Annotated in this window: 12 protein-coding genes; 7 read left to right on the top strand and 5 right to left on the bottom strand. The window is 66.8% G+C overall.

Translation table 11 applies throughout. From position 1 onward, the window contains the following. Positions 1–73: 73 nt before the first annotated feature. Complete coding sequence (locus BKA25_RS18750; RefSeq protein WP_216637807.1) at positions 74–2,161, top strand: flavin monoamine oxidase family protein; 2,088 nt, start codon at positions 74–76, stop codon at positions 2,159–2,161. 71 nt (positions 2,162–2,232) lie between these two features. Here the strand turns inward: BKA25_RS18750 and BKA25_RS18745 are convergent, their stop codons facing one another. Further along, positions 2,233–2,685, bottom strand: a complete 453-nt coding sequence (locus tag BKA25_RS18745) for a type II toxin-antitoxin system PemK/MazF family toxin (RefSeq protein WP_069853431.1) — start codon at positions 2,683–2,685, stop codon at positions 2,233–2,235. 259 nt (positions 2,686–2,944) lie between these two features. Here BKA25_RS18745 and lepA point away from each other — a divergent pair, with 259 nt between their 5' ends. The 4 genes from lepA (at position 2,945) to BKA25_RS18725 (ending at position 7,656) form a co-directional block, all read left to right on the top strand. Beyond that, positions 2,945–4,792 (top strand): translation elongation factor 4, encoded by a 1,848-nt coding sequence (gene lepA, locus BKA25_RS18740; protein ID WP_069847936.1) that lies wholly within the window; start codon positions 2,945–2,947, stop codon positions 4,790–4,792. Positions 4,793–5,096: 304 nt separating this feature from the next. Next, a complete protein-coding gene (gene recA / locus BKA25_RS18735; protein ID WP_069847937.1) occupies positions 5,097–6,146 on the top strand; it encodes a recombinase RecA in 1,050 nt (349 codons plus the stop codon). 3 nt (positions 6,147–6,149) lie between these two features. Next, the gene (locus tag BKA25_RS18730) at positions 6,150–6,728 is read left to right on the top strand and encodes a regulatory protein RecX (RefSeq protein WP_084642724.1); all 579 of its coding nucleotides are present in this window, start codon (positions 6,150–6,152) and stop codon (positions 6,726–6,728) included. Between the two features lie 274 nt (positions 6,729–7,002). After that, on the top strand, positions 7,003–7,656 hold the full coding sequence (locus BKA25_RS18725) for an HAD family hydrolase (RefSeq protein ID WP_069847939.1): 654 nt from the start codon (positions 7,003–7,005) through the stop codon (positions 7,654–7,656). Positions 7,657–7,927: 271 nt separating this feature from the next. Here BKA25_RS18725 and eda read toward each other — a convergent pair whose 3' ends face one another. Together eda and edd are read right to left on the bottom strand one after the other, a co-directional pair. Further along, positions 7,928–8,563: a bifunctional 4-hydroxy-2-oxoglutarate aldolase/2-dehydro-3-deoxy-phosphogluconate aldolase gene (eda, locus tag BKA25_RS18720; protein ID WP_069847943.1), complete on the bottom strand. Its 636-nt coding sequence runs from the start codon at positions 8,561–8,563 to the stop codon at positions 7,928–7,930. Further along, a complete protein-coding gene (edd, locus tag BKA25_RS18715; protein ID WP_069847945.1) occupies positions 8,560–10,440 on the bottom strand; it encodes a phosphogluconate dehydratase in 1,881 nt (626 codons plus the stop codon). The genes eda and edd overlap by 4 nt, the downstream gene beginning before the upstream one ends. A gap of 299 nt (positions 10,441–10,739) precedes the next feature. On the opposite strand from edd, the gene BKA25_RS18710 reads away from it, so the two are divergent. Then, on the top strand, positions 10,740–11,039 hold the full coding sequence (locus BKA25_RS18710; RefSeq protein WP_069847947.1) for an Rv0250c family protein: 300 nt from the start codon (positions 10,740–10,742) through the stop codon (positions 11,037–11,039). A gap of 25 nt (positions 11,040–11,064) precedes the next feature. Then, positions 11,065–11,673: a hypothetical protein gene (locus BKA25_RS18705; protein WP_069847949.1), complete on the top strand. Its 609-nt coding sequence runs from the start codon at positions 11,065–11,067 to the stop codon at positions 11,671–11,673. Between the two features lie 129 nt (positions 11,674–11,802). On the opposite strand, the gene BKA25_RS18700 is transcribed toward BKA25_RS18705, so the two are convergent. Together BKA25_RS18700 and BKA25_RS18695 are read right to left on the bottom strand one after the other, a co-directional pair. Next, a complete protein-coding gene (locus tag BKA25_RS18700) occupies positions 11,803–12,693 on the bottom strand; it encodes an amino acid ABC transporter permease (protein ID WP_069847951.1) in 891 nt (296 codons plus the stop codon). Continuing rightward, positions 12,690–13,358 carry an amino acid ABC transporter permease gene (locus tag BKA25_RS18695; protein ID WP_069853433.1) on the bottom strand — a complete coding sequence of 223 codons (669 nt, stop codon included), beginning with the start codon at positions 13,356–13,358 and terminating at the stop codon, positions 12,690–12,692. The genes BKA25_RS18700 and BKA25_RS18695 overlap by 4 nt, the downstream gene beginning before the upstream one ends. Between the last annotated feature and the right edge of the window lie 55 nt (positions 13,359–13,413).

Genomic DNA, 13,413 nt, shown 5'->3' with positions numbered 1-13,413 from the left:
AGGAGTCCTCATGGACAGTGCACCACGGCCAGGTAAGACGGTAGGTCGCCGTTCGTTCTTAAAGGCCGCAGGCGTGGCAGGGACCGTGCCTGCGCTGGGCGCGATGACCGGCCTCGGCGCCCAGGCATCCCCGGCGAGCGTACCGGCGAGCGTGGGAGCCCTACGTGCCCAACCGCCCGGGAACGACCCGGAGAGGTGGGCCCGCTGCCTACAGGTCGCAAGGGACCTGCTGGTGGTCGGCCCGGACAACGAGGACCTCAAGATCGAGTATCTGAAGGTCCTCATCGATGACGGGCTGCCCAGGACGTCCAATCCGAAGAACGTGTTGATCCTGGGAGCGGGAATCGCAGGCCTGGCGGCCGCGACCCTGCTCAAGCAGGCAGGCCATCGGGTGACCGTGCTGGAGGCCAACGGCAACCGGGTCGGTGGACGGATCAAGACCTTCCGATCCGACTCCGCGGGTGGCAACTCGCCGTTCCGGGACCCGAGGCAGTACGCCGAGGCCGGTGCGATGCGGCTGCCCGACTTCCATCCGCTGACGCTCGCGCTCTCCGACAAACTCGGCCTGAGCAGGCGGTTGTTCTTCAACGTCGACGTCGTGCCGGGCACCGGTAACCAGAATGCGCCGCTGCCCGCGGTCGAATACCGCTCCTACCAGGGCGAGGTGTGGCGCCGTGGACCGGCGACCACCGACTTCCGCCCGCCGGATGCGGCGTCCAACACCTGGCTCGACACCAACGGGACCCGGGTTCGCCGCGCGCAGTACGCGGCCGATCCGACCGCCATCAACGCCGGGTTCGGTGTGCCGGAGGGCGATCTCGCCACGACCGCGGGGGCTCTGCTCGACGCGGCGGTCGACCCGCTGCGCGACTACTACTCCGACATCGGGCCCGACGGCGTTCGGGTGGACCGCCCCATCGCCGAACTGGTCGAGGGCTGGGCGCGGCTGATCTACGACTTCGACGGACACAGCATGGACCGCTACCTCCGCGAGGAGGCGCGGCTCAGCGATGCGACCGTCGATGCGATCGGCACCCTGCAGAACGTCACCTCGCGCCTGCCGCTGTCCCTGGTGCACAGCTTCCGTGGTCTGGCGTTGATCAGTCCCACCGCGACGTACTGGGAGCTCGACGGCGGTAGCTGGCAGCTTCCGGAGGCACTGCGTTCGGGGCTCGCGGACGAGATCAGGATGAATCGGCGGGCGGTGCGGATCGAGTACTACGACCCGGCCAGGCCCGAATCCGCCACCGACAACGTCGGTCCCGGCAGGCCCTCGGTGTGGGTGGAGACGACCAGCGAGATCGGCGGCGACGAATCCGACGCGGGCGAGGCGCTCCCGGAGCGAGAAGCCTTCACCGCCGATGTCGCGATCGTGACGTTGCCGCTGTCGAGCCTGCGTCATGTGCAGGTCGAGCCGTTGATGTCCTACGAGAAGCGGCGTGCGGTCATCGAGATCCACTACGACTCGGCGTCCAAGGTGTTGTTGGAGTTCAGCAGGCGCTGGTGGGAGTTCACCGAGGCCGACTGGCGGCGGGAACTCGACGCGATCAGCCCCGGCCTCTATGAGCGTTATCAGGCACGTGGTCGCGATGTGACGGAGACGACGGACTGGCTGGGTGCGGCCAGGTCGGTGGACTCCGGCGCGATTCCGGCGCGTCAGAAGGAGTTCTACGCCCAACATCGGCAGGCCGACGACCCGGAGTCACGGCCTGCCGATCATGTTTTCGGCGGCGGATCTGCGACCGACAATCCCAACCGCTTCATCTATTACCCCTCACATCCGGTGCCGGGCAGTGCAGGCGGCGTCGTGCTCGCGGCTTACGTGTGGGCGGCCGACGCCAGTCGCTGGGACTCCATGGACGACGACGAGCGGTACGTCTACGCACTGCGTGGCATGCAGCAGGTGCACGGCAACCGCATCGAGGTCTTCTACACGGGTGCAGGCCAGACTCAGAGCTGGTTGCGCAACCGGTATGCCTTCGGTGAGGCCGCGGTGCTCACCGCCGGTCAGTTGAGCCGCCTGCAGCCGGGGGTGCGTACCCCGGAGGGGCCGCTGCACTTCGCAGGCGACCACACCTCGATCAAGCCCGCCTGGATCGAGGGTGCGCTGGAGTCCGCGGTGCGGGCGGCCTTGGAGGTACACACGGGCGAGGTTCGCTGAGCCAGTGCGGCGTCCTCTCACCGACTCGAGGAGTGATCGAGTGCTGCGAGGGGACGCCGCACCACCGGCGATCAGGCCGAACCGGCCTCCCAGCCATACCTGTTCTGCAGCTCCACCGCGACGCGGACGAAGCGGTCACCGTCGAGCACGGCGCCCTCCCTGCGGATGTCCTCCTCATCGAACTCGAAGAGGCGGTCCAAGCACAGGTAGGAATCCCGACCGGACCTGTCCCACGGACCGTCGCCGAGCTCGAACCAGTCGTGCTCCTCCCAGTGGTCGGGCTCCTTGCTGGAGAGCATCAAGCCCTGGACGCGGTTGCGCTTGTGCCCGACGACGAGCACCGGCCGGTCCTTGCCCTTGTTCGGGTCCTCCTCGTAGGGAACCCAGGTCCAGACGATCTCACCGGGGTCGGCCTGGCCGTCGAGGTTGGGCGCATAGGCAAGCCGCGTGGCGCCCTGCCGGGTGGGGATCTCGGTTACCTCGCCGTGGAGATCGTGCGGGCGATTCGTATAGGCGTCAGTCACGGCGTTCACCCTAAAGGGGACCTGATCGTCTTCTCGGCTCGCCGGTCGGGCTCGCCTCGGCGGCGGTGCCGCGGTGGAATCTCGACCGCCATCGCGGCTTTCACCAATGGCCGGCCTGTGCAGTCGGACCTGTCCGGTGGGTGTCGGTGTCCGTCGGTTTGCGTCTCATCGGCCTGAGAACCCCTGCGACGCGCGGTGCGGACCCCGTCGCGTGCGACGATGGGGTGTCCCCCGTCCACCCGCGCGAGGAATCCAATTCGTGAGCACGTTCGCCGACACCACCTTCACATCTCCGGAACGGATCCGGAACTTCTGCATCATCGCCCACATCGACCACGGAAAATCCACCTTGGCCGACCGCATGCTGCAACTCACCGGTGTGGTCGACGCCCGCTCCATGCGAGCCCAATACCTCGACAGGATGGACATCGAGAGGGAGCGGGGCATCACCATCAAGGCGCAGAACGTGCGCCTCCCGTGGCAGCTCGACGGCACCGACCATGTGCTGCACATGATCGACACCCCAGGCCACGTCGACTTCACCTACGAGGTCTCGCGAGCGCTGGAGGCATGCGAGGGCGCGATCCTGCTCGTGGATGCCGCGCAGGGGATCGAGGCGCAGACCTTGGCGAACCTCTACCTGGCGCTGGAGAACGACCTCACGATCATCCCGGTGCTCAACAAGATCGACCTTCCGGCGGCCGAGCCGGACAAGTACGCCGCCGAGCTCGCCCGCATCGTGGGCTGCGAGCCGGAGGAGGTCCTGCGTGTCTCGGCCAAGAGCGGACTCGGCGTCGACGCGGTGCTCGACCGCGTGGTGCGCGATGTGCCCCCGCCGGTCGGCTCGGACGACGCCCCCCCCAGGGCGATGATCTTCGACTCCGTCTACGACACCTATCGGGGTGTGGTCACCTACATCCGGGTCGTCGACGGCCGGATCACGCCTCGGCAGCGCATCAAGATGATGTCCACCGGCGCCACTCACGAGTTGCTCGAGGTGGGCATCATCTCCCCGGAGCCCAAGCCCAGTCAGGGATTGGGCATCGGGGAGGTCGGTTATCTGATCACCGGTGTGAAGGATGTTCGACAGTCGAGGGTCGGCGACACCGTCACCTCGGAACGCAAGGGCGCTGCGGAACCACTGGCCGGTTACCGCGATCCGAAGCCGATGGTCTACGCGGGGCTGTACCCGCTGGACGGATCCGACTATCCGGATCTGCGCGAGGCGCTGGACAAGCTGCAGCTCAACGATGCGGCACTCACTTATGAGCCGGAGACCTCGGCTGCACTGGGGTTCGGTTTCCGGTGTGGTTTCCTCGGACTGCTGCACCTGGAGATCACCCGCGACCGGTTGGAGCGCGAGTTCGGCCTGGAGCTGATCTCGACGGCACCCAACGTCGTCTACCAGGTGGAGATGGAGGACGGCGAGCGCCACGAGGTCACCAACCCGTCGGACTGGCCGGACGGCAAGATCGGTGGCGTCCACGAACCGATCACCAAGTGCACGGTGATCGCCCCGGTCGACTTCGTGGGCGCGATCATGGAACTGTGCCAGAGCAAGCGCGGCCAGCTCGGCGGCATGGACTATCTCTCCGAGGACCGGGTCGAGCTGCGCTACACGATTCCGCTCGCCGAGATCATCTACGACTTCTTCGATGCGCTGAAGTCGCGGACCAGGGGCTACGCCTCACTGGACTACGAGGAAGCCGGTGATCAGGTCGCGGATCTGGTCAAGGTCGACATCCTGCTGCAGGGAGAGCCGGTCGACGCGTTCAGCGCCATCGTGCACAAGGACTCCGCCTACGGCTATGGCACGAAGATGGCCACCAAGCTCCGGGAGCTGATCCCGAGGCAGCAGTTCGAGGTGCCCATCCAGGCCGCGATCGGTGCCCGGGTGATCGCCAGGGAGACGATCAGGGCGATCCGCAAGGACGTGCTCGCCAAGTGCTACGGCGGTGACATCACCCGGAAGCGCAAGCTGTTGGAGAAGCAGAAGGAAGGCAAGAAGCGGATGAAGATGGTGGGACGGGTCGAGGTCCCACAGGAGGCATTCGTCGCGGCATTGTCCACCGAGGACTCCGCAGACAAGGGCAAGGGCAAGAAGTAGGGCGGGCGTTATTGGCCCGATCGAGTGATGTTCCCTGAAATCGAACAGATGTTCGTCTAGGGTGGGTCGCACTGGTCGCGTCACCTTGGTGGCGCCGCACTGACACTCCGCCACGGTCGAAGTCCGCCGTGGCGAGAGTGTTCGTGAACCTGACACCTCGTGCGGGGCGGCACCCCCACGAGGTTGTCGGTCCGACCCTCTAGCGTCGGACCCGAACTCATCGACCAGGTGATCGCATTCGATCTGTAGATCGTCTCGACCCACCCGCGACCTATATCCGTGACTCACCCCGAGGGGACCCACAATGGCACCCGCCGCACCGAACAGGGAGAAAGCCCTCGAGCTGGCCCTGGCGCAGATCGACAAGCAGTTCGGCAAGGGCTCGGTGATGCGTCTCGGTGACGATGACCGTCCGCCCATGGAGGTCATCCCCACCGGTTCCATCTCGTTGGACGCCGCACTGGGCATCGGCGGTCTGCCGCGCGGCCGAGTGGTGGAGATCTACGGTCCGGAGAGCAGTGGTAAGACCACCGTCGCGCTCCATGCGGTGGCCAACGCGCAGCGCCAGGGTGGTGTGGCTGCCTTCATCGACGCCGAGCACGCGCTCGACCCCGAGTACGCCAAGGCGTTGGGTGTGGACACCGACGCGCTGTTGGTCTCCCAGCCCGACACGGGTGAGCAGGCGTTGGAGATCACCGACATGCTCATCCGCTCCGGCGCACTGGACATCGTGGTGGTCGACTCGGTCGCGGCGCTGGTGCCCCGCGCCGAGATCGAGGGCGAGATGGGTGACTCCCACGTCGGTCTGCAGGCCCGATTGATGAGCCAGGCGCTGCGGAAGCTCACCTCCGCGTTGAACACCGCCAAGACCACCGCGATCTTCATCAACCAGCTGCGCGAGAAGATCGGCGTGATGTTCGGAAGCCCCGAGACCACCACCGGTGGTAAAGCACTGAAGTTCTACGCCTCGGTCCGGCTGGACGTCCGGCGGATCGAGACCCTGAAGGACGGCGGCGACGCGGTCGGTAACCGGACCAGGGTCAAGGTGGTCAAGAACAAGGTCAGCCCGCCGTTCAAGCAGGCCGAGTTCGACATCATCTACGGGCAGGGCATCAGCCGGGAAGGCTCGCTGATCGACATGGGCGTCGAACACGGGATTCTGCGCAAGTCCGGTGCCTGGTACACCTACGAGGGCGACCAGCTCGGCCAGGGCAAGGAGAACGCCCGCAAGTTCCTGCGGGACAACCCGGACATCGCCAACGAGTTGGAGAAGCGCCTCCAGGAGAAGCTCGGCATCATCGCCAAGCCCGACGCCGATGCGGCGACAGGATCGCCCGCTCCGGTGGACTTCTGATCGATGGCGAGGTTCCGATCTGCCGCCGCCGCATCGGGCGCTGAGGAGAACTCCGAACAGCGAAGACAGTCGGGAGCACCCGCCGACCCGGTCCAGCGGGCGCGGGACTACTGCCTCCGACTGTTGACCGCACGCCCGCGTACCAGGGCTGAGTTGGACCAAGCGCTGGTACGTCGGGAGGTCGACCCGGAGATCATCGAGCAGGTGTTGGGCAGGCTCGACGAGGTCGGTCTGATCGACGATCAAGCCTTCGCGGACATGTGGGTCCGGTCGCGGCATACCCACCAGGGGCTCGGTCGGCGTGCCCTGCTCGAGGAGTTGCGTCGCAAGGGCGTCGCCGCAGACGTGGCGAACGAGGCGGCACAGAGCCTCGACCGGGATGCGGAGGAGGAGCGGGCACGACAACTGGTGCAGCGCAAGCTTTCCGCGTCCGCAGGAGCGGATGAGCGCACGAGGATTCGCCGACTGGTGGCGATGCTGGCGCGGAAGGGGTACCCACAGGGCCTGGCGTTCCAGGTCGTGCGTGAGGAACTCGCCAACGAGGGCACCGACGGCGAGCTGCTCGACGAGCTGCACGATTGACCTGTCGCCGGGTTCGGTGCTGGTGTGGCCGACTACGACTACCACCGGGGCATCGTCGGTCGATGTCCCGTGGTTTCCGGCCTCGGTATCACCGGCCGACCGAGGTTGGTCGCGCGCTGCGGGCGCGGCGACCCGGGTCGTGCGGCGGATGGTGGGGAACACCGGTGGAAGTCGCTAGGGCAGCACGAATCCGGGTCCTAGAGTGGCCACCGGGTCGTCGGGCACCCGCCCGAATTCGGCCCCCCGTGCAAGACAAGGAGAGGGTGGCAGCGGCGTGCGAGCACACATCGTCTGGGACTGGAACGGCACGCTGTTGAACGACAACCATGCGGTGCTGGCAGGCGTGAATTCGATCTGTCGCTCCTTCTCCCGCGACGAGATCGATCTGGACTACTGGCGATCGGTGTTCAGCAGGCCCTTGAAAGCCTGTTACGAGCAACTTCTCGGACGGACTCTGAGCGACGAGGAGTGGTCCGGCACCGACGCCCTCTACCACGGGTCGTACAACGAGTTACTTCCCACCTGTGCGCTCGCCGAGGACGCGGAACAGGTACTGCGGGACTGGCAGTCGGCAGGCAACAGCCAATCCCTGCTGTCCATGTGGTTTCACGAACCGCTCACCGAGATGGTCACCCGGCTCGAGTTGGTGCAGTACTTCTCGCAGGTCGATGGCCTGCGCGGCACCGTGGGCGGTGGCTCGAAGGCGAAGTACCTGTCCGAGCACCTGGTGCGGACCGGGATGGACCCGGCATCGGTGGTCCTCATCGGTGACGTCGTCGACGATGCGTTCGCGGCGGAGAGCGTGGGAGCTCGGTGTGTGCTGGTCACGACCGGGATGACCTCGCACCAGAAACTGGCGGACACCGGCCATCCGGTCGCGGATTCTCTGGCTGCGGCAGTACGGCTGATCGAGGATCGCGCGTCCTGAGTCCGACCGGCCGGCGCGGGTGTTCGCGGACCGAACGCTGCTCGGGCGGGATGCCCTGCAGGTGGGTCACACCGGCCCGCTGCGTGTGCTGTTCGAGGCGCCCTCGGTCGTTCAGCCGGGGCCGCGACGGCTGGCCGTTGTGGCGATCGGGGTCTGTCGGCCGTTCGCGTCCTGCTCCCGACACGAACATCCGGCGGCCGACGACTTTCGAGGTCGATCGCCGGATATCCGATGTCGGTAGCGTGCCGCGACCCTCGCTGCGGCCGCCTGCTCAGCGCTGCAGTGCTGCTGCCGCGGTGGCCAGGGTGGTGACGGACTTCCAATCTCCGGTGGCCAGGGCCTTGGCCGGTGTCAACCATGAGCCCCCGACGCAGCCGACGTTGGGAAGTGCCAGATAACCTGCCGCGTTGTCCGGGCTGATTCCGCCGGTGGGGCAGAACCTGAGCTGCGGCAGGGGGCCTGCCAGCGATCGGAGGTAACCGACGCCGCCTGCTGCCTCGGCGGGGAAGAACTTCAGCGAGGAGTAGCCCATCTCGACGAGCTGGAGCGCCTCGGACGCGGTCGCAGCGCCGGGAAGGATGGGCAGTCCGGTCTCTTCGGCGCTCTGGAGCAGGCTACGCGTGCTGCCGGGCGTGACGAGGAACCTGGCTCCGGCCGAGGCGGCTTGAGCAGCGTGCGCGGGCGCGGTCACGGTGCCTGCGCCGATGAGGATGTCGGGCACCTCGGCGGCGATTCGTTCGATCGCCTGTAGGGCGACGGGCGTGCGCAGCGTGACCTCGATGATGGAGATTCCCCCTGCGACCAGTGCTCGTGCCAGCGGCACCGCGTGGTCGGCATCGTCGATCACCACCACCGGAATGACCGGCGAGATGCCGAGCAGATCGGTCGGTTCGTTCTGGGTGCTCATCGGTTCGCCTCCACCTCGGCATACCCCGGCTGGGGCACGCTGAATGTCCGGGCGCCCTCATCGGCCTGGGTGACCGCCGCTCGGAGGGCTCCGAACAGTTCTCGTCCGGTTCCCGACCACGCCGCCTGGCTCGGCGGGCCGTCGATCGCTTCGCGTTCCTCGAGTTCATGGTTGGGCACCAGTACTTCGAGGGTGCCCCGATCGGCGTCGAGTCGGACGATGTCGCCATCTCGGACCTTGGCCAGTGGGCCGCCGATGGCGGCCTCGGGCGAGAGTTGGATGGCGGCCGGGATCTTTCCCGACGCACCCGACATACGGCCGTCCGTCACGAGTGCGACCTTATGGCCTCGATCCTGCAGGGAGCCGAGAGCCGGGGTCAGACCGTGAAGTTCCGGCATCCCGTTGGCGGCCGGTCCCTGGTTGCGCAGGACGACGATGACATCGCAGTTGAGCTCGCCTGCCCGGTAGGCGGTATCGAATGCCGCCTGGGTGGGGAAGATCCGGGCAGGCGCGATCACGGCGCGGTGCTGCTCCTGCACGGCCGAGATCTTGATGACGGCGCGGCCGAGGTTGCCCTTGAGGATGCGGAGCCCACCGTCGGCGTCGAACGGCTCGGCGACACCGCGTAGGACGTCCTCGTCGAGGCTCGTCGGCGTGCCGTCCTGCCATTCCAGGTGACCATCGATCAATCGCGGTTCCTGGCGGTAGCGGTCGAGACCGTCGCCCGCGACCGTGCGTACCTCGCGGTGGAGCAGTCCGGCATCGAGCAACTCGCCGATCAGGAACGGCACGCCGCCCGCCGCCGCGAAGTGGTTGATGTCGGCGGGGCCGTTGGGGTAGATGCGGGCCAACAGCGGCACGACCTCGGCGAGATCGGAGAAGTCGTCCCAGGTCAGGACGATCCCGGCTGCGGCCGCGATGGCGACCAGGTGGATCGTGTGGTTGGTGGAGCCGCCGGTGGCCAGCAGCGCCACCACGGCGTTCACGATGGTCTGCTCGGAGACGATCTCGGCGAGCGGGGTGTATTCCTCGCCCGAGCGGCGGATCTCCACCGCTCGTTTGCTCGCCGCCTCGGTCAAGGCCTTACGCAGTGGGGTGCCGGGCTGCACGAAACTCGATCCCGGCAGGTGTAAGCCCATGACCTCCATCAGGAGCTGATTGGAGTTCGCGGTCCCGTAGAAGGTGCAGGTACCGGGGGAGTGGTAGGAGGCCGACTCTGATTCGAGGAGGTCTTCGCGGCTCGCGAGTCCCTCGGCGAAGAGCTGTCGGACCCGGCTCTTCTCCCGGTTGGGCAGACCGGAGCTCATCGGTCCTGCGGGCACCATCAGCATCGGCAGATGGCCGAAGGACAACCCGCCGATGAGTAGCCCCGGCACGATCTTGTCGCACACGCCGAGCAGGAGCGCGCCGTCGAACATCTCGTGGGCCAGCGCCACGCCGGTGGACATGGCGATCACGTCCCGGCTGAACAACGACAACTCCATGCCGTCACGGCCTTGGGTGATGCCGTCGCACATGGCGGGCACACCGCCTGCGAACTGCGCAACCCCACCCGCCTCACGGACGGCTTCCTTGATCCAGTTCGGGAAGTCGTTCAGCGGCTGGTGCGCGGAGAGCATGTCGTTGTAGGAGGAGACGATGGCGACGTTGGGCTTGACCATCCCTCGAATGGCGATCCGGTCGGGCCCGGCGCAGCCCGCGAAACCGTGCGCGAGGTTGCTGCAGGCCATGCCCGCTCGGACGGGTCCGTCTCCAGCAGCCTGTGCGGTTCGGGCGAGGTATGCGCCTCGAGTTTCCCTGCTTCGGGCGATGATCCGGTTCGTGACCTCGGCGATCACCGGATGCTGCGCGGCCTGGTTGTCGGACGACCTGCTCACCGTTGCCTCCTGTCGATGTCTACGGGCAGTGCCCGTGAAAGCGCTCGACGACGTTGGCAACGCGCTCGTGTTTCCGCTCACACAGTAGGCGACACACGCTCGGGTTCAAAATCGATTAAGTGAAGTCACGCTGGGTGAATGGTTTGAGTGGCCGGTCCTGGTGAAACTCTGCCGTGTCCCTTGTCACAGGGATCGTTTGTGGGGAGAGTCTGAGCTTGCCCGGGCCGGGGCAGGCAGTGACACCGTGAACCCGCGGTCGGGGGTAGAGCAGATTCGACCCATGAGATCGGGAGGCCGGTATGACGACGGGTGAGATCGCTGCCATGCAACGCGCGATCGGAGAGGTACGTCGATGCGTCGCGGAGCTGCGCAATCGCCATGGGGACACCGGGCCGGTGCTGCGGATGCTCAACGATGTGGACCGGTTGAGCATCGACGCCGCCGACCTCTGCACGGTGCCGGAGGCAAGGCATCGGCACAGCGGGCCGGTGATCGCCGAAGCCAGAAAGGTGGAGGTGTCCGATGCTCCCTATGACCCCGACCTCTGGCGTGGAGCCGACGACGAGGGCGTCGGCGGCCAGCTCCGCCAGCGCCGTTGACCACGGTCACGCCGATCGTCCTTCGATGACCGAGTCGGTGCCCCCGCCGGGGCGCGTTCGCGGACGCCTGGGACGGGGAGTGGGCTTCACGACGGCTTTGCTACTCCTACTGACCGGTTGTGCGAACGAGCCGGTCCGCCCGGACCGTCCCGAGCACCCGGGCGCCACCACCACCGAGGCCACCTCTGCTGCGCCGACCGGCACGCCGCTGCCTTCCGCTTCCGAGACACCGGACGAACCGGCGTCGATCGTGCCGAGCCCTAGCTTCCCGCGCTCCGTCGATCCCTCTACGCAGCGACGGCAGACCGTCGACCCCGACCTGTCGCCCCCGACGTCCAAGACCATTGAGATCGGTAGACGCGAGACAGTGCCGAGCGAGGCGGATTGCGGGGTGGTGGACTCCGCCACCGGAGCGGTGCGCGTCACGGCCATCGGAACCCCGCTGGACTGCGACCGGGCGCGCGAGGTGGTGGCCGCACACCACGACTCCCTGCCCGCAGGTGCTCAACTCGGAGCACCAGGGACCGCTGGAATCCGGATCGGGGAATGGCACTGCGCGGTGGAGGTCGCGCAGGAGGGTGTCTGTACCCACGCCGACGGCCAACGGGTTGTGACCGCGACCCGGATCTCCTGATCGAGTCCGACTCAGAACAACTCGGCTACTCGGGCCCATTCGAACAACGAGCCGGGTCCGCACCGTGCTGGTGCGGACCCGGCTCGCGGAATCTCGGGTCAACAAGCGGTCATGGCAGCGACCGCTGCATCATTCGCCGACGTCGATGTTGCGCCCGGGGATATCGACACCCACCGCAGCCGGACCTGCTGCGGCAGCCTTTTTCTCGGCTCCGGACTTGACGGCGACCTTCTTCGTCTTGCGCTGGCGCTTGTCCAGGATGCTCGCCACCCAGGTCAACAACAGGCAGAGCGCGATGTAGATGGCGGCGACCACCAGGGCCGTCGGGATCTGCGGCCTGGCGAACTGACCGAGTCCGCCGATGAGCCGCGCGTAGTCCAGCAGCTCCTCGTAGGTGATGAGGAAGCCGAGGGCGGTGTCCTTGAGCAGTACCACCAGCTGGCTGACGATCGCAGGCATCATCGCGCGCAATGCCTGCGGCAGCAGAACGATGTTCATGACCTGTGTCTTGCGCATACCGATCGCGTAGGCAGCCTCGCTCTGCCCCTTGGGCAGCGAGTTCACACCCGCACGGAAGACCTCGGCCAGCACCGACCCGTTGTAGAGCAGCAGACCCAGCACCAACGCCCACAGCTGAGGCAAGCCTAGCCCGTAGTAGAAGATGAAGATCAGCACGACCAGCGGGGCGGCGCGGAAGAACTCCACCACCACCATCGCTGGGCCGCGCAGCACGACGTGGTCGGAGAGCCTGCCCGCCGCGAAGATGGCCCCGAAGATCAGGGCGAACACCGCGCCGAGCCCGAAGGCCGTCAGCGTGTTGAGCAGCGCGTCGACCAGACCGAGCTGCACGTTGACGTAGAGGATCCACTCCCAGCGCTCCGCGTCGAACTGGCCGGTGGCCCAGAACCGGTAACCGACGAAGCCGACGCCGGCGACCAGCACCAGAATGCCGATGACGCCGAGGATGCGGTTGCGGATGCGTGCCTTCGGACCTGGCAGGTCGTAGAGAACCGAGGTCATCGGGCCACACTCCAACGCTTCTCCAGGCTGCGCTGTAGCAGCGTCAGCGGAATAACCAGCAGAACGAAGAACACCAGGACCCAGAGGAGCCCGTAGAAGACGTCGTATCCGCGTTCAGAAAGGATGCTGCGCAGGGCACCGGCCTCGGCAACGGAGAACCCTGCGGCGATCGTGGTGTTCTTCAGCAAAGCGATCAGCACGCTGACCAGCGGCGGGAACACCGATCGCACGGCCTGCGGAAGGATCACCTCGCCCAGGCTTTGCGTGAAGGTGAGCCCCAACGCCCGGGATGCCTCAGCCTGCCCGACCGGCACCGTGTTGATTCCGGAGCGGAACACCTCGCAGACGAATGCGGCGGTGTAGAGCGTCAACGCGATCACCGCTGCGGTGAAGGGCGCGAAGCTGTTCAGTTCCAGGTAGGGGTAGGCGAAGACGAAGAACACGAACACCAGCGTCAGCGGGGTGTTACGCACCACCGTCACGTACAGGGTGCCCATGGCCCGGAACACCGGTACCGGGCTGACTCGGAGCATCGCCAATAGTGCTCCGAGCACGACGGAGCCGATCGCGGCGGCGGCGAAGAGCCGCAGCGTATTGCCGAATCCGCGCAGATACGCGTCGGAGTTATCGGCGAAGACCGACCAGAGTTGCTGGAGTTCGTTCATCGTGTCCTCATCCGGCAGCAAGAGAAGAACCGGTGGTCACCGTCTCGGTGGCCAC

It is taken from the genome of Actinoalloteichus hymeniacidonis (assembly GCF_014203365.1).
Lineage (GTDB): Bacteria > Actinomycetota > Actinomycetes > Mycobacteriales > Pseudonocardiaceae > Actinoalloteichus_A > Actinoalloteichus_A hymeniacidonis.
The sequence above is the reverse complement of the archived record's forward strand: the minus strand, read 5'-3'. Positions and strand labels throughout refer to the sequence as shown.